The organism is Bacillus sp. DU-106, from assembly GCF_004799705.1.
Lineage (GTDB): Bacteria > Bacillota > Bacilli > Bacillales > Bacillaceae_G > Bacillus_A > Bacillus_A cereus.
The window spans coordinates 2,207,245-2,229,666 of the sequence record NZ_CP026607.1 but is presented as its reverse complement, the minus strand read 5'-3'; the positions used below and the strand labels follow the sequence as shown (position 1 = coordinate 2,229,666).

Sequence of the window (22,422 nt, the reverse complement as noted above, 5' to 3'; positions counted from 1 at the left end):
ACTATATTTTCATCCTAAAGTTGGTGTCAGTACAAATAAAATGTGATTCGATTCATCACTTTTATTCAAAAATCGATGCTTCACATTCGGTGGAATACGTACAACATCGCCTTCTTCTAAATAATATTCTTTTCCCTCCAATTCCACATACACTTCCCCTTTCATAATAACAGCAATCTCTTCCTTATCTTCATGGGAATAATGGCTTTCTGTTGTGTTTGCTCGTTTATTTAAATCCATCATTAACATTTCAATACGTGCTTTCATAAAATCAGGTGTTAATACATCATATACAATGTGATCATTGTTTTCCCGATATACTTTTTTTCGATCTTTTTTCTTAGAAATGAGCGAATCTGTATCGATATTATTAATAAAAAGTGTAAACAGCGGTACATTTAATGCTTTTGCAATTAACTCCAAAACATTTAAAGAAGGATTAGCATGTCCTCTTTCAATTTGGCTAATTAGTGATGTACTAATTCCTGCATAATCAGCGAATTCACGAATTGTCATATTATTTTTCTTACGATAACTTAATACTGTTTGTCCAAGCCTATCATGTATCATAGTAAAACTTCCTTTCATCCATCATAATGCATATTTCATTGTCTTTGTGCTGACATACTAAACAAAGGCAAATAATCCTTTCCTATTATCTCCGGGACTTATATACTTACCTTTGTACATTATATCGTATTAAGTTCATTATAATAAACATTCTATCGGAGGGACAAACTTTGAAATCACCTATTCTTTCATATTGCATCTTATTTTTTGGTGTATTCGCCTTATCAACTTCAGCTATTTTTGTAAAATTGGCAGATGCTCCTGCGACAATCATTGCTTTTTACAGATTATTCTTTGCCACACTAATTCTGTTACCGTTATTACTATTTAATAAAAATAGTCGAAATGAGCTAAAAACTTTAACGAAAAAACAATGGGCACTTGGATTCGTATCTGGGCTATTTTTAGCTGCACATTATGTACTATGGTTTGAATCATTACAATATACTTCTGTAGCAAGCTCTACAGTTATCGTAACGTTACAACCTTTGTTCTCAATGATTGGTGGTTATTTTTTATTTAAGGAGAGATTTACGAAAGGAGCAGTTATTGGTTGCCTCATCGCTATTTCAGGTAGTATCATCATTGGCTGGCAAGATTTCCAAATTAGTGGAGAAGCTTTATATGGAGATATTTTAGCACTTATCGCTGCCGGTATCATTACTGCTTATTTTTTCATTAGCCAACACGTTCGTAAAGATTTGTCACTTATACCATATTCGGTAATTAGTTATGGAAGTAGTGCTAGCTTTCTTGGCATATTTGCTTTCACGCAACAAGAATCTTTCATCCATTACTCTACACAAACTTGGTTGTGCTTTATTGGATTAGCTTTCATTGCTACAATTTTAGGACAAACCATTTTTAATTGGTTATTAAAATGGATAAGTGCTACTGTAATTTCAATGAGTATTTTAGGTGAAACAATTGGCACTTGTATACTAGCGTACTTTATATTACATGAGACCATTTCTTTACAACAAGGACTAGGAATTACCGTTATTTTTATTGGTTTAGTATTATTTTTATTGCAGCCAAGTTCTAATAAAAAAGCATGACAGTATACTGTCATGCTTTTAACTATTCATTATGTACAATTAAACCATTCGGTCTAAAACGACTCATCATAATTTCATTAATAAACTTTCCATGAGCTTTCAAATTCCCTATCTTTACTCCCTCTTCTACAAATCCAAATTTTTCATATAAAGCTTTTGCTTTTGGATTCGTTTCTAATACACCTAGTTCTACTCTCTCTAACATTAACCAATTATCAGCCAAATCAAGCATCTTCGTAAGAAGTGCTCTCCCAATTCCTTTATTATGATATTCACTGTCTACCCCAATGAATAAATCGCCTGAATGAGATCTTCGGCCCGGACTTTGTGTTAAACCTACAAACCCAACAACTTCTCCATCATATTCTGCAACAAATTCAAATTGATTTGGTGCTAAATTTCGAATTCTATTTTCCATAGCCTCTACACGCATGCTAGGTAAGAAAACCATATACGGTAAAACGTCATCCTGTATACATATACGATGAATTGCTCTAGCATCTTGTATTTCTACTGCTCTAACGTTGATTCCCATCTTTCTCTCCTCCATATAAATAACAATATATTTGTGTGTTATTCTAGAAACGTTCACGAATGACCTTCTCGCCCGGATTTCTTTATGTCATTTTTACATAATTATTTCGATATAATACTTAATTTTCAAAAAGATTAAAGACTATATGGATATGGATTTGGTTAACTTTTCACCTTGTTATATAAATCAAGCAAATTTTCAATCAAAATACCATTTAGTTTCATGCCGACTATATCACAATTTTCTATTTCAATATTTTTCAGATTACTATTACTTATAGTGCTACATTCCAAATCACATTTATCGAATACAATAGGTTCCTTCTCATCTCCAAGACTTGTATTTTTAAATTGCACTCCACCTAAAGTCACCAAATTAAATTTACTACCAGAAAGATTTAAATCTGCATATGATGACCATCTAAAATTTATATTTCTAAACTTGGATTGACTTACATTACAATTACTCATATTCATATTCATTATATTGCTACCAACAAATGAACTGTTTTTTAAATTCACTTGATAATACTCTGTATTTGCTAAATTACAGTTTTCGTATTGACTATTTTTCATATCTTTATTTGTAACTACACTCGCTTTGTTTGAGCTTGTTTTTATTCTTTTCACGTAACAATACTCATCTTCCGATTCAAAAATCATTTGGTAACCCATCTTTTTATAAAAGTGATGATTGTTAATTTGTCTACTAGATGTTTCGAGATCCCAAATCTTTATGTTCGGATATTCCTTTTCTATTAATTTCATAACATGTGATCCAATTCCTTTTCCTTGATAAACAGGATCTACAAAAATACGATCAATTCGACCGTACGACTTACCAGAAATCGTAACTATTATCCCTCCGATTATTTCTTTATCCATTACAACTTTGAAAGAATCCAATTCTTCAATGGAATATTCCATCATTTCAACTGAAGAATATCCTGGCGGTTGAATGTTATAATCAATGACATCATCTTGGCCATATAGTCATTGTTTTGCTTCTGCATCAAATGTTCTTTTCATTATTTCTGTTAATTTCTCAGCATCTAAAATTGTAGCTTTTTCTATAGATATTTTCGTCATTTTCGTTTTCCCCTTCATTATTACAAACCAACCATTTTTGTGAATGGCATAATTATCAATTCACTTTTGTTTTTAATGCTTTTCCCATTATTACATATGGAACATCATTTTTACTTGGATGAAATGGTTCTAATACATTTACCCAATCTAATCTTTCATATAACGAACGTGCTTTTTCATTGTTTATTTGTGTTGTTAAAACACTCGTTCTATTTGGAATCCCTTCTAGTAATTCATTATGTAATTTCGTTCCAAGACCTTCATTTTGATATTCTGGGTGGACTGCTAACTCTACAAATTCAAAACAATCTTGTAACCATTCGTCTACTTGCTCTAGATGTAACGCTTCTCTCATTAATTGATTATAGTACTGTCCCTCCATTGAGCGATAACCATAAGTAAAACCAACTACTTCATTTTCATCATTTATTGCTACTATACCTTTAAAACCTGTATATTCTATATGCCTATTCATTCGCTCGATCATTTCATTGAAATTTGTTTTCTCAAATACCTTACAATACAAATTTTCCATATTCCCAATTAGGATCTCATCTTTTTCAATGCTTATGAATTTCACTTTATTACCCCCTATTAAAACATTTATATCCTTAATTTTTTAAAAACAAAGAAAATTAACACTAATCACCCTCTTTACTATTAAACTACAAATCACCCTATATTTTCCACGATTACTTAGTATTAATGAATAATAAAAAGAGACCATGTAATATAAACATGTTCTCTTCTTTTATTCATTTTCAATTTTATCCCGCTATTTGCCGGGCAGTAAGACCCCCACCTCAAAATTCAGCGAAAGCAAAGAAGTTAGGTGGGGGTCGGGCTAATAATCAGCGGGGGCTGACACCCCACTGATTAAAGTTTCACTTTATATAATTAAAAATTAGATATTACTTAAGCCACTCGTTGCAAGTATTACTTAACTGCTGTAAATCTTCTATAAATTGACTCGCATCATATCCATCACAAACCGAATGATGTACTTGCAATGAAACTGGTAGCATAACCTTGTTTCCTTCGTTAAAATATTTCCCACAAGTTATAATTGGCAATAGAAAATTTTCATCATTATTAATATTAAGATTAAATCCAGTAAAACTAGTCCAAGGTATGCTAGAAATCGGAAATACATTAGGCGGAATATTTTCTTTCGTGAAAAGACCATGAACATTAGCATAGCATCTCATATCGTCTTCATAATTATTATAGAAAGTGCGGAAATCACTTGAATAATCCGTCCATATACTTGAAAAAGACTTATCATCTTTATGAAAAATTGTATAACTCGGTATCATTTCCTCCCAATAGCCTAAAACTCCTTCATCGTTAAAACATGTTCGAAATTTTTTATAATTATTTACTACTCTAGAAATTAAATATATAAAAACGGGATAAAATTTTATTCCCTTTTGATATACTTCCCCTAATAACATCGTGATATCAACATTCACAGTCATACTAAATGTACATTTCAACTTTAAATAATACTCAAAATACTGCTCTCTATTCCAATCTTCTCTATCAATTACATGAAACTTCATTCTAATAGCCTCCTAAAATTTTCTTTTTATTTTAGAAGGCTAATTCCCTTGCTTTCACCATAATTGTTCACTCCTAACAGTTTACAACTCACCCTAATTATTCATTTAATTATATAACATATTTGAGACTCCCACGACTAAAGTCGCAAGCCCTAATCCTTACGGATTGACGGGTGGGATTCTTGAATGACTAAACGTTCGCAGTCCATTTCTGTTTTGAACAGACTTCAAGATGAGGGCATCTCATTGCCCCTCCTAAGACAGTGCGTATAGCATCTTAGGCTGATTGACTGTGACCATCAATCACAGTTGCGTAGCGAATATTCATCGCCCCAACAATATCACGATGTTTCTCAAATCCACATCGGCACTTGTATTTTCTGTCTGGTGCTTTGTTCTTTTCAGAACATTTCGGACATGTTTGACTTGTATAAGCAGGGTTCACATATTCTACCTTAATACCAACTAAATTCGCTTTGTATTCAATGAATTGTGCTAAACGATAGAATGACCAAGTGTGTAGATTTTTCTCGTTTTTACGGCTTGTTCTTGCCGTCTGTCTAATATTCGTTAGTTGTTCTAAACGAATAACAGAAATGTTATTATCAGTTGCAAAGTCAATGATTTCACGACTTACTTTGTGGTCTTGGTCTTGCATCCATCTTTGTTCTTTATCATCAAGTTGTCGAATGGCATTTAATTTCTTATTTTCACCTAACTTCTTACGAACACTACGAAACTTACGTTTCATATATTTGTTTTGTCTACCATTGCCGAAGAAACGAACTTTCTCATCGTCTGTGATGGCTACCGCAGGGACTTTAAGACCTAAATCTACCCCTAAAATCTTCGTTCCTGTTTTTTCATTTGTAGGAATTGTGACAGATATTTGAGCAATCCACTTATTAGATTTCTTCGTGATACGAAGTGTACCTAACTTGTGTGTTAACAAATTAAAATTGCGATTATATTTATCAGTTAATAAAGCACGAACCTTTAAGCGAGTTGATTTTCCATTTACCATGAGTGGAACTGAAATGTGCGTGAAGTCAAACGAATAGTTTTGATTGTTCCATACACAAACAGGTCTCTTTAGAATCGGAATAACTTTGTATTTACTTTTTTTCACCTTTGTAGAAAACACACTTTTAGCGTCTTTAATTGCTTGGTTCTTCACTGCGCTTGGAAGATTCGCTTCAACATCTTTTGTACTTTTCTTAGTGCTCTTCTTCGCTTCAGCCATTTCAGATACAAGTGTATTAATGACTTTGATATACTCATAGCTACTTTGTTCCAATAACTGAATTTGTTCTTTTGTTGGAAGCAATTTAACTTTGACTGTGATTGTTTGTGACACAATTTTCACCCCCTCGTCTTTTGATTTTCAACATACTGTTTAATTGTCTCAGTCGATACATTTCCAGCAGTAGAAACAAAATAGGAACGTGTCCATAGACTTGGCAAGTGTTGAAGATGAGGAAACTCTCCTCTCAAACGCTTCGATGTCACTCCTTTAATTTTCGCCATTGTGTCAGCAGGACTAAGTGTTGGTAGTGTATTTAAGAACAAGTGAACGTGGTCTTTGTCGCATTCCATTGCGACAATAGCAACATCCATTTCTCCGCATATTTCTTGAACCAACTCTTTGAAACGTTCTTCTACTTTTGTGTTAAGAAAAATTTTTCTTCTGTATCGCGGGCAAAACACAAAATGGTAGTTAATTAATGACACAGTTGTTTTGGTTCTTCTATAATCATTTATCATATTCACATTGTATCAGTTTTACTTTTAAACTACACCACAAAAGATACCAATATTTTGGATACTTAAAGTACCACAAACTTAGCGATTTTTAGTGGTACTCCGTATCCAACCTCACTTTCATCCCATGCCTAAAGGCGATGGGCTTTCCCGTTCGGAAAGGGCTGTAAGAATCAATTCACATATTTCTGGAAATCCATCCACATACTATAGATAAATCAAATGAAATTTGGAGGATACATACATGAATGACAAAAGTATAAATAAAAAAGAAAATGTTACTGAAAACACTACATCTATTCAAAATAATAATACTGCAAATCTTACTATCGAAGAACAAGCAATGAACGGCTTATACGGAATGCCCGAAACAACAATTGAAGATGCTGATCACTCTGCAGCTGATGATTTAACTTCAAAAAATTAATTAACTACATTTAAAAAAGCCAAGGAAAATATCCTTGGCTTTTTTAACTATGCATCCACCTTTTGTATTTCTTCACTCTTTCTTGAAAGTTTACCTGGCCAAAAAGCAAATCGGCCTAACACAACTGTAATTGCGGGTACAAGTAACGGTCTTACGATAAACGTATCTAGTAATACGCCAATTGCAGTTACAATACCAAATTGAACTAATACTTGAATTGGAAGTGTACCTAACACAGCAAAAGTTCCTGCTAAAATTAAACCTGCCGATGTAATAACACTACCTGTTTGTATTACACCATTTTTTACTGCATCCAAGTGATTTTGTGTCTTTCTGTTTTTCCATATTTCTGAAACCATAAAGATATTATAATCTTCACCTAAAGCAACTAAAAATACAAATGCGTACAACGGTATCGCACCTTGAATGGCCGGCGCTCCCATACCGTAATGAAGTAATATCCATCCTGCTCCTAACGCTGAGAAGAATGATAAGACAACAGTTACAATTAAATAAACCATTGCAACAACCGATCGTAAGTAGACAAGTAATAGTAAAGCGATAATGCTAATCATTACTGGGATAATTATTGATTCATCACGTTCCGTAATTTGCTTTGTATCATATAATGAAGCTGTTTCCCCACCAATCCATAATTGTTCTTTAGCTTTACTAATTCCAGCATCTTTTAATACTTTTTCCACACTGTTTTTCAATTTAGGGATTTGATTTAACGCTTCAATTGAGTATGGATTTTCTGCTAAAGAAACTTCATACATTTTTATTTGCTTAATTTCTTTTCCCTCTTTTGGCTCTTTCACTGTATTTACGAAAGAAAGTTTCTCTAGTTCTTGTTTAATAGGAAGCTCTTTTCCTTTCGTATCAACAACAACTTTTATTGGTGCTAGTTCACCAGCTGAGAAATGATCACTAATTAACGTAAACCCTTCACGAGAAGGCATATCCTTTGGAAACGACTCTAATAAGTCATATGTGTATTGAATACGTGGTACGAATGAAGCCAATCCGCCTAATACAAATACAGTTAGCATAATTATTGTCCATGGTCTTCGTACTACAATATCTCCAAGTTTTTTACTAAAGGAGCCTTTTGATTTTTTAACTTTTACAGCCCTCTTTTTCTTTCTTGCAAACTCCTCATTCATTGAAGTTGTTCTCGGTATAAACGGGAAAAATGCAATTCTACCGAAAATTAATAATAGTGCTGGTAAAATTGTTAAAGCCGCGATTCCCATTATAAATACAGCAACACTAAATGGTACTGCAAATCGATGAAAGGCACCATAATGAGCAAGTAGTAATGTTCCTAATCCAAGTACAACAGTTAACGCACTCATTATTATTGCACCGCCAGATGCTTTAATCGCAAGTTGCAATGCTTTATATTTACTTTCTTCTTCTAACAAGTACTCTCTATATCTCGAAATTAAAAATAGACAATAGTCCGTTCCAGCGCCAAACAATAATACTGTCATAATTGATATCGCTTGGGCATCTACTTTAATCCATCCGTGATCAGCTAAAAAACCGAGTGTAGGACTAATAATACCGTATGCAAAGCCAACAACAAGTATAGGTAAAATCGCTAAAATTGGTGAACGATACAGTAAAATTAACAAAACTAACACTAGTAGTACAGTAGCCACTAACAATTTCACATCTGCTTGACTAAATAAACTAACTGCATCCGTTTGAATACCTACAGGTCCTGATAATCGAACATGTAAACCAGATTCACTTATTTTTTGTTTAAATGGATCTTCATCCACCTTACTATTCACTATTTTTCTAAACTCTTCAAGATTTCCTTTTAATATATCCGTACCAGCAGATTTATTAAAAAATACCGGTGTAACAAATGATGTACCATCTTTTGACGCACTTTTTGATAATACTTGCTCTGGAATTGTATCAAATGGTGGTAACGTTGATTGTTCTTTTAAAGGACCAGATTTTAACTCTTTATAAACATCTTGTATGAGTTTATAATCCTGTGACTGTAATCCACCATCTCTATACCATACTACTAACAAAGGATTCCCTGCATTATTCGGAAACTCTTTTTTCATAAGCGCTTCCGCTTGCTGTGACATAGCTGTTTCAGGTAAATTTTTCGGATTCGGTTCTTTCGTACTGTTTACTTGTGGTAACGTAAATGAAAGTAATAATGTAATAAGAACCCACACCGATAAAGTGATCCACTGCGTATTTCTCCCTGCTACAAGCCTCCCTAACATATGTAACGGGTGCTTTTTCATAAAAACCCACCTTCCTTTTTTCCTCCATTATTAATTATATATACTGGTCGGTTAATTAATCAAGAATGATTGAAAATTATGTTATAATTATCTCAATCATAAATGTCAGGAGCGAATGTATTTGGAACAAAAACAACGTCCTATCGGAAGGCCGCGTCAAAATAAAAATACAAAATCTACAAAAGAAAACATTTTAGAAGTAGCAACCCGCTTATTTCTTACACAAAATTATCAAGTCGTTTCTATGGATGAGGTCGCAAAAGTTTGTGGTGTTACGAAAGCAACTGTCTACTATTACTATTCAACAAAAGCCGATTTATTTACCGCTACTATGATCGAAATGATGGTACGTATACGTGAGAATATGTCTCAAATACTCTCTACAAACAAAACTTTAGAAGAAAGATTATTAGACTTCGCTAAAGTTTACTTACACGCAACGATGGATATTGATATGAAAAATTTTATGAAAGATGCAAAACTGTCGTTATCTGAAGAACAATTGAAACAATTAAAAAATGCTGAAGATAATATGTATGAAGTACTAGAAAAAGCACTCGATAATGCTATGCACATCGGAGAAATTCCGAAAGGGAACGCTAAATTTGCGGCTCATGCTTTCGTATCTTTATTATCTATTGGGAATTTTAAAGATGAAAATCACAATCCTATTCTTGCAAATATAGATGAATTAGCACAAGAAATCGTTTCTTTTTATTGGAACGGATTAGGTCATTCATATTAAACAGATTTCCTTTAATAAAAAAGCATGTTTGAATTTTTTTCAAACATGTTTTTTTATAATTTAGCATCCATTATCTAAAAATTATTATCTTCGACTTTTATAAATTTTGAAGTTGAATCTTTATATTCCCCTTACTTAATCCCCCATGGTAACAAACTACAGATTCAATATCTAGATTTAAATACTTCTTCAAAGACTGCTGTGCTTCCTTAATATTTATAGTTGTTGGGGCGTGAATTCCTCCTAACATCCCATTCACACTATACATAGAGTCTCCTGCAACAAGAATTTTACTTTGTTTCAAATATAAACTAATATGACCCGGGGTATGCCCTGGAGTATGAAGAATTAGTATTCCACCGCAATACGGAAGTTCTTGCCCGTCAATCATAGTATCACTCACTTTTCCTTTTGGTCGGTTCTCTACATTTCCGTCCTTCAATAAAGGTAAATCCCCCTCGATATATGGCTTATCTAGTTCGTGCGCATAAACTTTAATATTACTTCGACAGCGCTGCAACAACTCCGGAAGACTACCTATATGATCAATATCCTGATGCGTCAAAATCACGACTTTTAACTTATCAAATGATACCCCAACCTTTTCCATCTCTACTTGTATATCTTCAATTTGTCCTGGGAAACCCGTATCTATTAATACTGCCATTTCATCATCCCATAAAAGAATTGGATGAATAACAAATTCTTGAAATTCAAGTTGTAACATTTCTATCCCTTTAGCAATCTCCATACAGCCATTCTCCTTTATGTTGAAGTTTGAAAATATGTACGAGTAAACTGAAAATATAAAGTGAAACTTTAATCCATGGGGCTTTTACTACTCGGCAAATAGCGGGATAAAGCACCTCTATCTTATAATATGTTTTGTCATCCCAATAGAGAATGCTTCAAACCCTATAGATTCATAGTAAGATTGCAATTTTTCTACACACATAAGTTGTGGAATAACCTTGTTTTGTTCACAGTGTTGGATTAATCGTTTCACTATTTCTTTTCCGATGCCACTAGACTGATATTTTGGCAATACACCAACTCCACAAATAATGCCTGTTATGACTCCATCTGATATGACTCGCCCCATCCCTACTAACCTCTTATCATCAAAAACATAAATTGCATACCAACTTTGCTTACACATTCGTTCTAACTCGTTAACCGTTAATTTAAGAGAATTCCATCCTAAAGATTCGTATAAGGATAATAATCCATTAAAATCTGTAGGATGTTCACTTGTGTAGCGTATACTATTTTCCATGTAAATACTCCCTATTCTCTGGCTTGTTTATATTTCATAAAATTCCCTTTACACAAATCTGATCGATGTAAAAATAACTAGAACAAACTTCAATAAGAAAGATAGAATTCCTTCTCAATATAAAATAAAAAGAAGTTACCTCACTTAAGATAACTTCTTTTATATAAGACTCTCATTATATTATTAACCAAAAAATATACAACTGCATACGATTAGCACAAACAAAACTAATAAACCATTTGAGAAATAACCCATAGAATACTACCCCTTTATTTCATTATGTAAAAGATTTTATCATAAAATTATTTACAACATAATAACCGAAAAAGACATTGTATTCATTAGTTATATACGTTTAGTAATATTTTATTTTCGGTTATATTCTCGTTGCCTAAAACCACTTCTTAAAACATAACTTCAAAATCAATAAATTTATTTTTAAGTCATAGATGTTAATCTTAATAAAACCACAGGCAGGAACATATTTGATATGTACGAAATATTCCTGTTTTTTATTATGGGGTACCGGTCCATAACCATCTAGCTAAAATTTTCATCACACCACAATTTTCTATGAAAATCCAATGCATTTTTGAAGAAAAACAACCCAAATAAAAAATTACAATAAGCTGCCCATAAGGAAAGCTTATTTACCTAATTATCGTTATAGGCAGTAAAATAATATCAAAAAAAGATGGGTAATTAGTTTTTTATTTTCATAAACTTTAATAAATCGTCCAAAACTTCTTGTTGATTTTGCCATAGTTCAGGCAAGTTATCTAGGGAGAAAAATTTTAGTTGCAAGCTTTCTTCATTATCAGTATGTAATGTTCCATGAAAATCTTTACAAATATAAGTCAATTTCACTAAGGCAACTTGATCACCGTTAGATAGCGTTTTTTCGTATTTTTTTCCAGAATACACATTAAAAAATTCAAGTTTTCCTAATTTTAAACCAGTTTCTTCAAACACTTCTCTTCTTGCTGTATCTTCAACTGTCTCGCCAAATTCCATAAAACCGCCAGGGTGTCCCCACTTCCCATTATCAGATCGTAATTGCAGAAGTACTTCATTCTTTTTGTTCAACACAAAACAACCTGCGACCACCATAATTACTTTTTCATGTCCAACCATATTTCTTAAATAACTTATATAATCCATATGTTTCAGCTCCAATATGAATTTATATTCAATATAAATTCATAGAAAGTTATTTTGTCCCATTGCAGTACTGATTATTAGAAATGCTTTTCCATAAAACACAATCAGGACGATATTCCTATATCATCTTGATTGTACCATTAGCAATTACACTTATAAACAATGAAAATAGGGATGAATACTTATTCATGACTGGTTAACATAACGTCTCATTATTGGTAGCAAGGACAAGGAAGAACCCTTACTCTCATAAGAATTCCTTCTTTTTATTCTAGAGATCTATGCATTTTTTATAAATTTCTATTCTGCTTCCATTTTATGGATCTCGTTTGTTATTGGATTAACCGAAAAACTGTATAAAATTTCGTATGCTCTTAGCGTGAGGATTTTCCGAAATACTATCGATCCTCCCTATTGTTCCAAAAACTCAATAATCGTTTCACAGACTTTATCCATCTCCTCGATATCTGGGAAATGTCCACTATTTTCAAATATAACAAGTTTACCATTTTTCAATTGTCTCGTTATTCTATAACTCATTCCTACACCCGTGTTATAGTCATGCGCTCCAACTATGACACACGTATCAATTTCTAAACCTTTAATACGCTCAATAAGCGGTAAAGATGCTTTTGTTCCAAAAATAACTTTGCTCATCTTCCCTGTATTACTTAACTGACTTTCCTCCCAAAACCTTCTATTTAGCTTTGCAAATTCTTCATTTTTAAACAATAGTCGATCTACAGCTTTTGTATCAACTATACTCCAAACTTGATTATACCTTTCTTTTAAAGGAATTTCTGACTTACTTATTATCAATATTTGTTCTTTCATTTCCCCTTTCGTTACTTGTAGAAAACCTTCTATCTGCACAGTATACATATCATTAAAATCATCTAACGATGGTGCTTGTAATACCATTTGTTCAACATTTTTTGGATATTTCAAAGCATACTCTAAACAAAGTTGTCCACCAAAAGAATATCCTAACAAATTTATCTTCTCTACATGTAATTGCTTTCTTAATTCCTCTAAATCTTCGACTAGAGTATTGATTGAGTACTCACCGTCATCTTGTGGTGCCTCACTTCGTCCGCAACCTCTTTGTTCGTAATAAACTACAGTCATTTTTCCTTCTAACTTCAAACCAAGCGTTCTTTCGAATACATAATGATTACCACCTGGACCACCATGTACTATAATAAGAGGAACTGTATTATGAGCTGTCCCTGCAACTTTACACCAATGCATAATCCCATTGATTTTCAAATAGTGTATACCATCTTGCAACATTAACTGATTCATTTATCCTCTCTCCTCATCGCTCACTTATTACTATCTAAATGTATAAGTTCTGACTATTTACACTTTTTCCCTTTATATTCTTTAGACACTATCCTCATTTATATGAATAGCTTTCTTATTCAAAAATAGATTTTTAAAAATTCCTACTCCCACAATTAATAAACCTATACCAATTAATTTATTTATTTGTAATGGAATGCTCTCCATTCCAAATAATCCAAATGTATCAATGCATAACGCAACGATCAATTGAGTAATAAGACTAATTAGCACCGTATATGCTGGGCCTAAACTCTTTATTGCACCCATTATACAAATAATTAACCCGATACCAAACAACCCACTTACATAAAACAAATAATTTGTAGTATACACTTTAATGTTAATACTGTTTTCTGTAATGATATAAAATAGAATAGAACTAATGAGACCTATTCCAAGGACACATGTAGTTGTTAACCACTGTCCTACATTTTCATTTACTTTTGCATTAAAAACAGATTGTACGCTAATTAATATTCCTGCTAATATAGCTAAACTAAATCCAATCAAAATCTTCCTCTCCCTTTCATTGCTCATATATATTATCTTTAGCGACTTCCTTCATTCTAGAAAAATCTTTAATTACAATAACTCCATTACTCTTTTCAATTAATTTTTCATTATAAAATTTTTGTAATACCCGTATTACGTGCCTATAACTTACCCCTATAAAATCTGCAATACTCGTTACCGAAGTTGCATCCAAATCCCCTTTATACATATTCCCGTTACTATCTGTTGAAATTGAAAGTAAATAACTAGCTACACGTACTTCTACAGGATACAGTAAATTAAGAGCAGTAAAACGAGTCGATATTTTTAACGTGTTCGCAATGTTTTCAAGCAAGAACTTCATAAATATAGGATCATGTAATAACTTGTTTCTAATAACCGTATTAGAAATAGAAATTGCTACAACATCTGAACAAGCTTCAACGACATTATGTGCTTTGCTATTTTGAATTAGTTCAATATCACCAACAATGGCCAATGGATTGATAAAGCGAAGAATTAGTTTCTTCCCTTCAGGTGTAATCGTATAAACTTTTACTTTCCCTTTAACAACAAAATATAAACGATCCATTTCGTCATCTATATTGCAAATAAGCTCGCCTTTTTCAAAGTGATTTAATTGAAAATATGCTGTATCTATTTCTGAAAAAACCTCGAGCGTTTTATTGATTTTCAAATAATGCGTAATTAAACTTGATCTATTCTCCATATTCATTTCCTCCTTTCATTTACATATTAAATACAACAATACCTATAATCATTACTATTGTTCCCACAATATGATATCTCTCCATCTGTATCTTTTTTATATGAAACAGTCCTTTCATTTCAATAACTGTTGCCGTTAACAATTGAGCAACCATTAGTGTGCCAGCTGTCAATGTAACTCCTAGTGAATATATCGCCATAGTTTCTGCGCAAATAATGAATCCACCAAATGCACCCGCTACTAAATATATTTTTTTTACACTCTTTAAATCCGTTACTTTCTCTTCTTTCTTTAACAAAAATACAGTTGTTGCAATAATGAATCCAATTAAATGGGTTATAATACTCGTCGACCATATACCGATATGTGAACTAAGTTTCGCATTAAAGGTTCCTTGAAGTGTTATAAATATCCCCGCAAAAACAGCAAATAGAATACCTTTCAAAAAATCATCTCCTCATCCTTTATTTCTGACTTAATTAAAAACCATCATCCTATAATGGCAAAAGGACAAATGTCACATCACTATGAAAATAACTTGGAATAAAAAAAACACACCTCAAAAATGCGAGATGTGTTTTTTATTTATATATAAGGTTTTATAAATGAAAATTACGCTACATTAAAAGATTTCTTTTTCATAACAAACTTTGCAAATAAGAAACGTACAAGCGGTCCCATAATAATTAATTGTAATGGATATGCCATTATGAAATTTTTAATAAAAATCGAAAAATAAATTGAAACAAATGAATCTCCGTGTAGTCCACCATGTAAATGCATCATAGCCATACCGAAAAATGACATAAAGAACACCATTCCGATTACCATAGTTGTCGACATTGCAACGATAATATTTATTTTCTTAGATTTATCAAATGGCAACATGAATACAATTTTTTTCGCACAAGGTCCAACTATACTTATTTCAATTAATAGCGCAATAATAAAGCCAATTAATAGTTCTAATGCAATCTCTTTAATATAAATTGTTCCTCCTGTTTCATTCATTAGTAAATTGTAAAACGTCATTACGATAACCATTCCAAGGCACATCATCATGCCAAATTGGAGGTTTTCTTTTCTTGTTGTTGGCAAATTTCATCATCCTCTCTCTTTGAGTCTTTGTCATTATATCGACATTGGAACCCCCTTCGTAAGTGAACATTTTGTGAACAAATTTAAAACGTTTTCATGTATTTTCTTTACTTTCAACTCAAATTCTCACTTTTACTTATAAAGGTTTTATATATTTCAATGTTGAATTATTAAATTTAACATTGCATTACATTATTACTAGGAGGATAACTATGAATGAAACAGAATTTTACGCATATCACATCGTAACAAGGAAAAAAATGCATATCGGACAAATGATTCCTTTTAACAAAAATCAACACAATACTCTATATCACTTCTTTTTTGAAAGAGAACAATTAAATGCTAGTGGTGAAGATGGCATACAAATTTTAAATAAACACTATAAAAATAACGAATTACATATAAATAATGAAAATGCTAAAGTAGTCATGAGTTATATGAATCAAACAATTAGAGCAGCTAGAGAAACCATTGTAGAAATGGTTAGACTACAAGAATTCCCTGAATATCCTTCCAGGTTATCTTGTTTATACGCTGCAAAAAGCTATGAAGATGCTTTAAAATGGAAAGCATTATTTGATTCTTACAATCGAGAAGTTTTACAGATTGTTAAACTACGAGTAATCGGAAGTTCTTTTGAAGGTGACGGGAATCTTTTACCAAAAGAAGATGGTATTCCTTTTTCTCAAAAAATCGAACAAGCTAGAAAGTATTGGAAAGGAAATATTAGAAATGAACTTCCTGAGCTACTGATTAATGGAGAAATTGAAGTGGTGGAAATTATTGATGACTTCTCCTCAATTCATATTTAATTTCTAACTAAATCATATAGGATGGAGATTACAATGAAGAAAAAAGTGTACTTCAATCATGATGGCGGCGTAGATGATTTAATTTCATTATTTTTATTACTTCAAATGGAAAACGTTGAACTTACCGGTGTATCTGTTATCCCAGCAGACTGCTATTTAGAACCCGCAATGTCTGCCAGTCGTAAAATTATCGATCGCTTCGGCAAAGGTAATATTGCCGTAGCCGCTTCAAACTCTCGCGGGCAAAACCCGTTTCCGAAAGACTGGCGGATGCATGCATTTTATGTAGATGCTCTACCAATTTTAAATGAGTCTGGAAAAGTTGTAACACCCGTGGTGGCAAAACCTGCGCATCATCATTTAATAGAAACGCTTCTACAAACGGAAGGAAAAACAACTTTATTATTTACTGGGCCCCTAACTGACCTTGCTCGTGCATTATATGAAGCTCCCATAATCGAAGATAAAATTGAACGCCTCGTTTGGATGGGTGGTACATTTCTTAAAGCTGGCAATGTACATGAACCAGAGCATGATGGAACAGCTGAGTGGAATTCGTTTTGGGACCCTGAAGCAGTGGCTCGTGTATGGGATGCAAAAATTAAAATCGACTTAGTGACACTAGAAAGTACAAACCAAGTTCCGTTAACTATAAACATACGTGAACAGTGGGCAAAAGAGCGAAAGTATATTGGTATGGATTTCCTTGGTCAATGCTATGCAATGGTCCCTCCTCTCGTTCACTTCTCAACGAACTCTACTTACTATTTATGGGATGTACTAACTACCGCTTTTGTCGGAAACACTAGCCTTGCAAAAACTGAAACGATTAATAGTATCGTTCATACATACGGACCAAGCCAAGGACGTACAGAAGAAACTACTGATGGACGACCTGTAAATGTCGTTTATGATGTAAAACATGATGTTTTCTTTGAATATATTACTGAATTAGCAAAGAAAGCTTCTACTAAAAACCTTAATAACACGAAAAAATTTATTAAGAATGATATACTTTAATTAATATAACATGAGGTGATAAGATGGATTATGAGTTACTAAAAGAACGAATAGAAATTATAACTTCTAGAATTAAATACATAGGTGGTGAAGTTCAAGAAGTTTGTATAGATGAACCATCTTCCCTTGAACAAATAATCCAAGTAGAAGAAAAACTGGGTATTAAACTACCAAATAGCTTCAAAAAAGTACTTTTAGAGTTCTCAGGAAATTTTAGCTTACGCTGGTTTTTACCTGACGATGTAGAGCTACCAAATGAATTTACTGATATTTTTTGCGGAACACCTCACTGGAGTTTAGAAAGTCTTTCTGAATTCGAAAAAGAACGTAAAGGCTTGGTTGACGAGGTTTTTTCAAATATAGATGATGAATATGATGTAGTTTGGCACAACAAATTAGCATTTTGTGAAGTGGGAAATGGAGATTATTTAGCATTTGATATGAAAGATGATATAGATGCTCCGATAATTTACCTAAGCCACGACGATGGAGAAGGACATGGGTATAAGATTGCGAATAATTTCATTGAATTCATTGAGAATTGGTCAAGGGTAGCTTTTGTAGGATGCGAAGATTGGCAGTGGTTACCTTTCACTACCAGTTTTGAAAGTGGTATAAATCCAGATGATGAACCAGCCAAAAAATTTAGAAATTGCTTGGAACTTAATATTTAAAAGAGTATTGAATTAAATTTCAATACTCTTTTTGTGCAATTTAATTATATTTGATTAATGTAGTGTCTTACAGATTATTCATTTCATAACCATTGACAAAATACGTTATTGTTTCTAACTCATCTGCATTTAATTCTCTATCTAGCTCTTGTTTATACGCTGCCTTTATCTTCTCTTCATCGCCCTTATGAGCTTCTGTATAAGTTCCTACTGCTTTTAACATGCGAATCTCTTGTAAAAACTCCTCTCGATTTATCGCTTCCCCATGAGAAAGAATATATGTCTCAGCATCAAATTTCTCTAATTCATCTATCAATTTAAACGTTCTTTTCGTCGTATAGTTCCACTTCGAAGAAAAAATATCTGCATATATACAGTCTCCTACAAACAATATCTTTTCTTCTTTTATGTACATAACAACAGAATCATGTGCATGATCTCCGCCCACATGTTTTAACACGCATGTCACTTCACCAAGGTCTAATTCCATTTGATCCTGGAACGATAAGGTTGGAGGAATAATGTTAATATTTCTCGCTTTTTCTTCAAACTCTTTCTTGATACAATCCACACAAAATGCAATTTCAGTACCCTCTTTTACGCGTGCGTCCAACGCTTCATCTGTCCATTCATAAGATACTATTGCCTGAATTTCTTTTTTCGTTTCAGCGTGCGAAATAGTTAATGCATTCTGTAATACAGATAATCCAAAAATATGATCCCAATGCCAATGCGTTAATGCTACAAAATCAGGATTCGATACATTTTGTTCTTTTAACATTTCTAAAAATAATTGTGCATGTTCTTCTGAATTCCCTGCATCAATCATTAACGTTTTTTCTTGTCCAACGACCATTCCTAAGATAGGTCTATCTGTTTCAGAAACAGGTGTCATATACCAAAATGAGTTTCCTATTTTTTTAATTTGTTGCATAACCAATTCCCCTTTTCATTTCCTCACTTAAGTTTAATATATAGATTATAACGAATCTCTACTTTTTTCTCTATACTCAAACACAATTACTTGGACTATTCTAACTTTCCTTTTCGTAAGCTAAAAATAAGTGGAAGAATCGGAGTGTGATACTATGGAACGATTATGGATTCCAATGATTGTTACGTTTTTTTCATTTGGTGGATTACTATTAGGCGGTGCTGTTGGAGTAGCAACACGCCAACTCATTGAAGAAAAGATGCATCGTTTATACGCATTATGTGGCGGAATTTTACTTGGGCTTTTATCCCTTGAAATTATTCCTGAAACATTTTCAAGCTACGAAATGATTGGGCCTATACTTGGTATAGCTATCGGTATTTTAGTTATGAGCTTATTAGATAACTATTGTCACCATCCAATGATACATAAAAAAGAGCAACAAGCATGGCAAACCTTCCTTTTTCTCTCTTTCGCTATATTTATTCATAATATACCTAGTGGATTTGCGTTAGGTACAGCTTTTATAAATCATAATGACTCTGCCATTCCCTTTTTAATAGCAATCGTCGTTCACCATATTCCTGAAGGCTTAGCATTAATTATCCCCTTTCTCTTTACAAAGCATAAATATGTTTCCTTTTTATTAACAACTTTATTACTTTCTCTTATTCTCGGTACTGGCACAGTTTTTGGCATTTTGATGGAAGGAAAAGCTCTTCACCTGCAAGGACTCATTATGGGAAGTGCTATCGGTTCACTTGGCTATGTAACAATTCATGAAATGCTTTGGAAAGCTAAGAAACAGCTCTCTTTCCTTACATTTCTAATGTGGGCAACTAGTGGTTTTTTACTAATAACAGTGTTCACTTTATTCGCTGGTCATCATTAAAGTTGCTAAAGTGAAACTTTTGTGCTTCCCACACTGATTCTTAGGTCACAAATAACCAGATAAATTTTCTTATTTGTATATTTTTCCTTTTTATCCAAAACATAATGTTATCTACTTATTATAAGGAGGAACACTTATGTTTGGGAAAACAGCCGGTGAAGCATTAGTTGATTTATTAATTGACTGGGGAGTAGAACACATATACGGTATGCCTGGAGATTCCATCAATTCTATCATTGAAGCTTTAAGAAAAAAACAAGATAAAATTAAATTCATTCAAGTTCGCCATGAAGAAGCTGGTGCATTAGCAGCGGCTGCCTATGCGAAATTAACAGGAAAACTTGGCGTTTGTATGGCAATTGCAGGACCTGGTGCTATTCATTTATTAAATGGTTTATATGATGCGAAACTCGATAAAGCCCCTGTTCTAGCAATTTCAGGTCAAGTAGAAACCGATTTACTTGGAACGGACTTTTTCCAAGAAGTAAATTTAGAAAGAATGTTTGATGATGTTGCGGTTTATAACCAGCGTATTATGTCAGCAGAGCAACTACCTGCCGTAGTGAATCAAGCAATTCGAATGGCTTATACGAAAAAAGGTGTATCCGTTCTTACAATTCCAGATGATGTCCCGAAATTCGAAGTAAAAAATGGTGCTCGTATTACAAATACTTCTTTTACTTTGCCTGAGTTGTTTCCACAAAAAGAAGATTTAGATGCGGCGAAACTCGCAATAAATGAAGCGAAAAAGCCTGTGATTTTAGCTGGAAAAGGAACAAAACATGCGAGAGAATCTTTACTTGCATTGGCAGAACATATTGGTGCTCCAATCGTACTTACATTACCTGCTAAAGGAATTATTTCTGATGAACACCCTCTTTGTATTGGTGGATTAGGATTAATTGGAACGAAACCTTCTTATGAAGCAATGAAGCATGCAGATACTTTAATTATGGTCGGTACTTCTTATCCGTTCACCGGCTTCTTACCTGAAAAAGCAAAAACAATTCATATCGATACAGATCCTGCCCAAATCGGGAAACGTTATGCGACAGATATTGGTTTAGCTGGTGATGCTGATAAAACATTACGATGGTTAATTGAAAATGTTGAAGAACACACAGACCATTCCTTCTTAGAACATCACCAAGAAATGATGAAAAAGTGGGAAGAAAAATTACACGATCAAGAAGAAGACTCTTCCATTCCAATTAAACCACAACGCGTTATGCATGCTCTGCAGCAAGTAGCACATGATGACGCAATTCTATCAGTCGATGTCGGAAATGTAACAGTATGGACCGCAAGGCACTTCCGTATGACAAACCAGCAATTTGTTATTTCTAGCTGGCTCGCAACACTTGGTTGCGGTTTACCTGGTGCTCTTGCTGGAAAAATTGCATTCCCGGATAAACAAGTATTTGCAGTTTGTGGTGACGGTGGTTTTGGAATGACAATGAACGACTTCGTAACAGCTGTAAAATATAAATTACCAATCGTTGTCGTCGTATTAAACAATAATAAAATTGCGATGATTAAATTCGAGCAAGAAGTTATGGGTAATATCGAATTCGAAACAGACTTAACGAACCCTGATTTTGCAAAATATGCAGAGGCGTGTGGAGGTATTGGATACCGTGTTGAGAATTTAGATGAACTACTTCCCGCTTTCCAAAATGCAGTAAAACAAAATAAACCATGTATTATTGATGTAGTTGTAGATGCTAACGAAGCACCAATGCCAGCAAAAATCACATTTGGTCAAGCCGCTGGTTATACGAAGCATATGATAAAAGAATTATTTGAAGAAGGTAAGATTGATTTACCACCACTTTAAGCGAAAAAAGATAGCTGAAAACAATTTGTCTTCAGCTATCTTTTTTATTTTTGTATCTCTTTATAAAAAGAAAAGTCATTCATAGTTGGTTGTACTTAAGACTCTTATTTTTTATCAAGAG

24 protein-coding genes and 1 pseudogene are annotated in these 22,422 nt (G+C 33.1%); 8 read left to right on the top strand and 17 right to left on the bottom strand.

Going from position 1 to position 22,422, the window contains the following annotated elements; translation table 11 throughout:
• Positions 1–9: 9 nt before the first annotated feature.
• A complete protein-coding gene (locus tag C3Y97_RS11485) occupies positions 10–570 on the bottom strand; it encodes a helix-turn-helix domain-containing protein (RefSeq protein WP_086402006.1) in 561 nt (186 codons plus the stop codon).
• Positions 571–740: 170 nt separating this feature from the next.
• Between C3Y97_RS11485 and C3Y97_RS11480 the strand changes: the two genes are divergently transcribed.
• Positions 741–1,628, top strand: a complete 888-nt coding sequence (locus C3Y97_RS11480; protein ID WP_098584405.1) for a DMT family transporter — start codon at positions 741–743, stop codon at positions 1,626–1,628.
• Positions 1,629–1,650: 22 nt separating this feature from the next.
• Here C3Y97_RS11480 and C3Y97_RS11475 read toward each other — a convergent pair whose 3' ends face one another.
• The 6 genes and pseudogenes from C3Y97_RS11475 to tnpA form a co-directional block, all read right to left on the bottom strand.
• A complete protein-coding gene (locus C3Y97_RS11475; protein WP_000512619.1) occupies positions 1,651–2,163 on the bottom strand; it encodes a GNAT family N-acetyltransferase in 513 nt (170 codons plus the stop codon).
• A 161-nt stretch (positions 2,164–2,324) separates the two neighbouring features.
• A pseudogene (locus tag C3Y97_RS11470) lies at positions 2,325–3,269 on the bottom strand (GNAT family N-acetyltransferase).
• A 37-nt stretch (positions 3,270–3,306) separates the two neighbouring features.
• Positions 3,307–3,831, bottom strand: coding sequence for a GNAT family N-acetyltransferase (locus C3Y97_RS11465; protein WP_136363378.1), 525 nt, complete (start codon positions 3,829–3,831; stop codon positions 3,307–3,309).
• A 331-nt stretch (positions 3,832–4,162) separates the two neighbouring features.
• Positions 4,163–4,813 carry a type A chloramphenicol O-acetyltransferase gene (catA, locus tag C3Y97_RS11460; protein ID WP_086402009.1) on the bottom strand — a complete coding sequence of 217 codons (651 nt, stop codon included), beginning with the start codon at positions 4,811–4,813 and terminating at the stop codon, positions 4,163–4,165.
• Between the two features lie 277 nt (positions 4,814–5,090).
• Positions 5,091–6,170 (bottom strand): RNA-guided endonuclease TnpB family protein, encoded by a 1,080-nt coding sequence (locus C3Y97_RS11455; RefSeq protein WP_086402010.1) that lies wholly within the window; start codon positions 6,168–6,170, stop codon positions 5,091–5,093.
• Between the two features lie 5 nt (positions 6,171–6,175).
• Positions 6,176–6,577 (bottom strand): IS200/IS605 family transposase, encoded by a 402-nt coding sequence (tnpA, locus tag C3Y97_RS11450; protein WP_000606465.1) that lies wholly within the window; start codon positions 6,575–6,577, stop codon positions 6,176–6,178.
• Positions 6,578–6,818: 241 nt separating this feature from the next.
• Between tnpA and C3Y97_RS11440 the strand changes: the two genes are divergently transcribed.
• Positions 6,819–7,001: a DUF4021 domain-containing protein gene (locus C3Y97_RS11440; RefSeq protein ID WP_086402011.1), complete on the top strand. Its 183-nt coding sequence runs from the start codon at positions 6,819–6,821 to the stop codon at positions 6,999–7,001.
• 47 nt (positions 7,002–7,048) lie between these two features.
• On the opposite strand, the gene C3Y97_RS11435 is transcribed toward C3Y97_RS11440, so the two are convergent.
• The gene (locus tag C3Y97_RS11435; RefSeq protein ID WP_000716592.1) at positions 7,049–9,280 is read right to left on the bottom strand and encodes an MMPL family transporter; all 2,232 of its coding nucleotides are present in this window, start codon (positions 9,278–9,280) and stop codon (positions 7,049–7,051) included.
• Between the two features lie 121 nt (positions 9,281–9,401).
• Between C3Y97_RS11435 and C3Y97_RS11430 the strand changes: the two genes are divergently transcribed.
• Entirely contained in the window at positions 9,402–10,025 is a 624-nt protein-coding gene (locus C3Y97_RS11430; protein WP_000435995.1) for a TetR/AcrR family transcriptional regulator, read from the top strand.
• Positions 10,026–10,122: 97 nt separating this feature from the next.
• Here the strand turns inward: C3Y97_RS11430 and C3Y97_RS11425 are convergent, their stop codons facing one another.
• The 8 genes from C3Y97_RS11425 to C3Y97_RS11390 all read right to left on the bottom strand — a co-directional run bounded on the left by C3Y97_RS11425 (position 10,123) and on the right by C3Y97_RS11390 (position 16,129).
• Positions 10,123–10,776, bottom strand: a complete 654-nt coding sequence (locus C3Y97_RS11425) for an MBL fold metallo-hydrolase (protein ID WP_000401476.1) — start codon at positions 10,774–10,776, stop codon at positions 10,123–10,125.
• A 117-nt stretch (positions 10,777–10,893) separates the two neighbouring features.
• Positions 10,894–11,301: a GNAT family N-acetyltransferase gene (locus tag C3Y97_RS11420; protein ID WP_000431735.1), complete on the bottom strand. Its 408-nt coding sequence runs from the start codon at positions 11,299–11,301 to the stop codon at positions 10,894–10,896.
• A 702-nt stretch (positions 11,302–12,003) separates the two neighbouring features.
• Positions 12,004–12,462, bottom strand: a complete 459-nt coding sequence (locus C3Y97_RS11415; RefSeq protein ID WP_000384572.1) for an NUDIX hydrolase — start codon at positions 12,460–12,462, stop codon at positions 12,004–12,006.
• Between the two features lie 411 nt (positions 12,463–12,873).
• On the bottom strand, positions 12,874–13,767 hold the full coding sequence (locus C3Y97_RS11410; RefSeq protein ID WP_001072679.1) for an alpha/beta fold hydrolase: 894 nt from the start codon (positions 13,765–13,767) through the stop codon (positions 12,874–12,876).
• Between the two features lie 81 nt (positions 13,768–13,848).
• Complete coding sequence (locus C3Y97_RS11405; RefSeq protein WP_000579023.1) at positions 13,849–14,319, bottom strand: DMT family transporter; 471 nt, start codon at positions 14,317–14,319, stop codon at positions 13,849–13,851.
• Positions 14,320–14,335: 16 nt separating this feature from the next.
• The gene (locus C3Y97_RS11400) at positions 14,336–15,031 is read right to left on the bottom strand and encodes a Crp/Fnr family transcriptional regulator (protein ID WP_000431608.1); all 696 of its coding nucleotides are present in this window, start codon (positions 15,029–15,031) and stop codon (positions 14,336–14,338) included.
• 19 nt (positions 15,032–15,050) lie between these two features.
• Complete coding sequence (locus C3Y97_RS11395) at positions 15,051–15,476, bottom strand: DMT family transporter (RefSeq protein WP_000676258.1); 426 nt, start codon at positions 15,474–15,476, stop codon at positions 15,051–15,053.
• Between the two features lie 167 nt (positions 15,477–15,643).
• A complete protein-coding gene (locus tag C3Y97_RS11390) occupies positions 15,644–16,129 on the bottom strand; it encodes a DUF2798 domain-containing protein (protein WP_001143407.1) in 486 nt (161 codons plus the stop codon).
• 212 nt (positions 16,130–16,341) lie between these two features.
• On the opposite strand from C3Y97_RS11390, the gene C3Y97_RS11385 reads away from it, so the two are divergent.
• The 3 genes from C3Y97_RS11385 to C3Y97_RS11375 are packed head-to-tail and all read left to right on the top strand — an operon-like array spanning position 16,342 to position 18,638.
• A complete protein-coding gene (locus C3Y97_RS11385; protein WP_086402013.1) occupies positions 16,342–16,944 on the top strand; it encodes a DUF2441 domain-containing protein in 603 nt (200 codons plus the stop codon).
• Between the two features lie 21 nt (positions 16,945–16,965).
• Complete coding sequence (locus tag C3Y97_RS11380; protein WP_100635413.1) at positions 16,966–17,964, top strand: nucleoside hydrolase; 999 nt, start codon at positions 16,966–16,968, stop codon at positions 17,962–17,964.
• 23 nt (positions 17,965–17,987) lie between these two features.
• Complete coding sequence (locus C3Y97_RS11375; RefSeq protein WP_000384351.1) at positions 17,988–18,638, top strand: SMI1/KNR4 family protein; 651 nt, start codon at positions 17,988–17,990, stop codon at positions 18,636–18,638.
• Between the two features lie 67 nt (positions 18,639–18,705).
• Here C3Y97_RS11375 and C3Y97_RS11370 read toward each other — a convergent pair whose 3' ends face one another.
• The gene (locus C3Y97_RS11370; RefSeq protein ID WP_098664479.1) at positions 18,706–19,572 is read right to left on the bottom strand and encodes an MBL fold metallo-hydrolase; all 867 of its coding nucleotides are present in this window, start codon (positions 19,570–19,572) and stop codon (positions 18,706–18,708) included.
• Positions 19,573–19,726: 154 nt separating this feature from the next.
• Between C3Y97_RS11370 and C3Y97_RS11365 the strand changes: the two genes are divergently transcribed.
• Positions 19,727–20,464, top strand: coding sequence for a ZIP family metal transporter (locus C3Y97_RS11365; protein ID WP_059303871.1), 738 nt, complete (start codon positions 19,727–19,729; stop codon positions 20,462–20,464).
• A 136-nt stretch (positions 20,465–20,600) separates the two neighbouring features.
• Positions 20,601–22,301 (top strand): pyruvate oxidase, encoded by a 1,701-nt coding sequence (locus tag C3Y97_RS11360; RefSeq protein WP_100655275.1) that lies wholly within the window; start codon positions 20,601–20,603, stop codon positions 22,299–22,301.
• The last annotated feature ends 121 nt before the right edge of the window (positions 22,302–22,422 follow it).

Excerpts from the sequence above, each read along its gene's own strand:
- C3Y97_RS11475 (WP_000512619.1), bottom strand. The coding sequence starts at position 2,163 with ATGGGAATCAACGTTAGAGCAGTAGAAATACAAGATGCTAGAGCAATT.
- C3Y97_RS11380 (WP_100635413.1), top strand. The coding sequence starts at position 16,966 with ATGGAGATTACAATGAAGAAAAAAGTGTACTTCAATCATGATGGCGGC.
- C3Y97_RS11435 (WP_000716592.1), bottom strand. The coding sequence starts at position 9,280 with ATGAAAAAGCACCCGTTACATATGTTAGGGAGGCTTGTAGCAGGGAGA.
- catA (WP_086402009.1), bottom strand. The coding sequence starts at position 4,813 with ATGAAGTTTCATGTAATTGATAGAGAAGATTGGAATAGAGAGCAGTAT.
- tnpA (WP_000606465.1), bottom strand. The coding sequence starts at position 6,577 with ATGATAAATGATTATAGAAGAACCAAAACAACTGTGTCATTAATTAAC.
- C3Y97_RS11360 (WP_100655275.1), top strand. The coding sequence starts at position 20,601 with ATGTTTGGGAAAACAGCCGGTGAAGCATTAGTTGATTTATTAATTGAC.
- C3Y97_RS11425 (WP_000401476.1), bottom strand. The coding sequence starts at position 10,776 with ATGGAGATTGCTAAAGGGATAGAAATGTTACAACTTGAATTTCAAGAA.
- C3Y97_RS11420 (WP_000431735.1), bottom strand. The coding sequence starts at position 11,301 with ATGGAAAATAGTATACGCTACACAAGTGAACATCCTACAGATTTTAAT.
- C3Y97_RS11485 (WP_086402006.1), bottom strand. The coding sequence starts at position 570 with ATGATACATGATAGGCTTGGACAAACAGTATTAAGTTATCGTAAGAAA.
- C3Y97_RS11415 (WP_000384572.1), bottom strand. The coding sequence starts at position 12,462 with ATGGATTATATAAGTTATTTAAGAAATATGGTTGGACATGAAAAAGTA.
- C3Y97_RS11375 (WP_000384351.1), top strand. The coding sequence starts at position 17,988 with ATGGATTATGAGTTACTAAAAGAACGAATAGAAATTATAACTTCTAGA.
- C3Y97_RS11370 (WP_098664479.1), bottom strand. The coding sequence starts at position 19,572 with ATGCAACAAATTAAAAAAATAGGAAACTCATTTTGGTATATGACACCT.
- C3Y97_RS11400 (WP_000431608.1), bottom strand. The coding sequence starts at position 15,031 with ATGGAGAATAGATCAAGTTTAATTACGCATTATTTGAAAATCAATAAA.
- C3Y97_RS11365 (WP_059303871.1), top strand. The coding sequence starts at position 19,727 with ATGGAACGATTATGGATTCCAATGATTGTTACGTTTTTTTCATTTGGT.
- C3Y97_RS11410 (WP_001072679.1), bottom strand. The coding sequence starts at position 13,767 with ATGAATCAGTTAATGTTGCAAGATGGTATACACTATTTGAAAATCAAT.
- C3Y97_RS11440 (WP_086402011.1), top strand. The coding sequence starts at position 6,819 with ATGAATGACAAAAGTATAAATAAAAAAGAAAATGTTACTGAAAACACT.
- C3Y97_RS11385 (WP_086402013.1), top strand. The coding sequence starts at position 16,342 with ATGAATGAAACAGAATTTTACGCATATCACATCGTAACAAGGAAAAAA.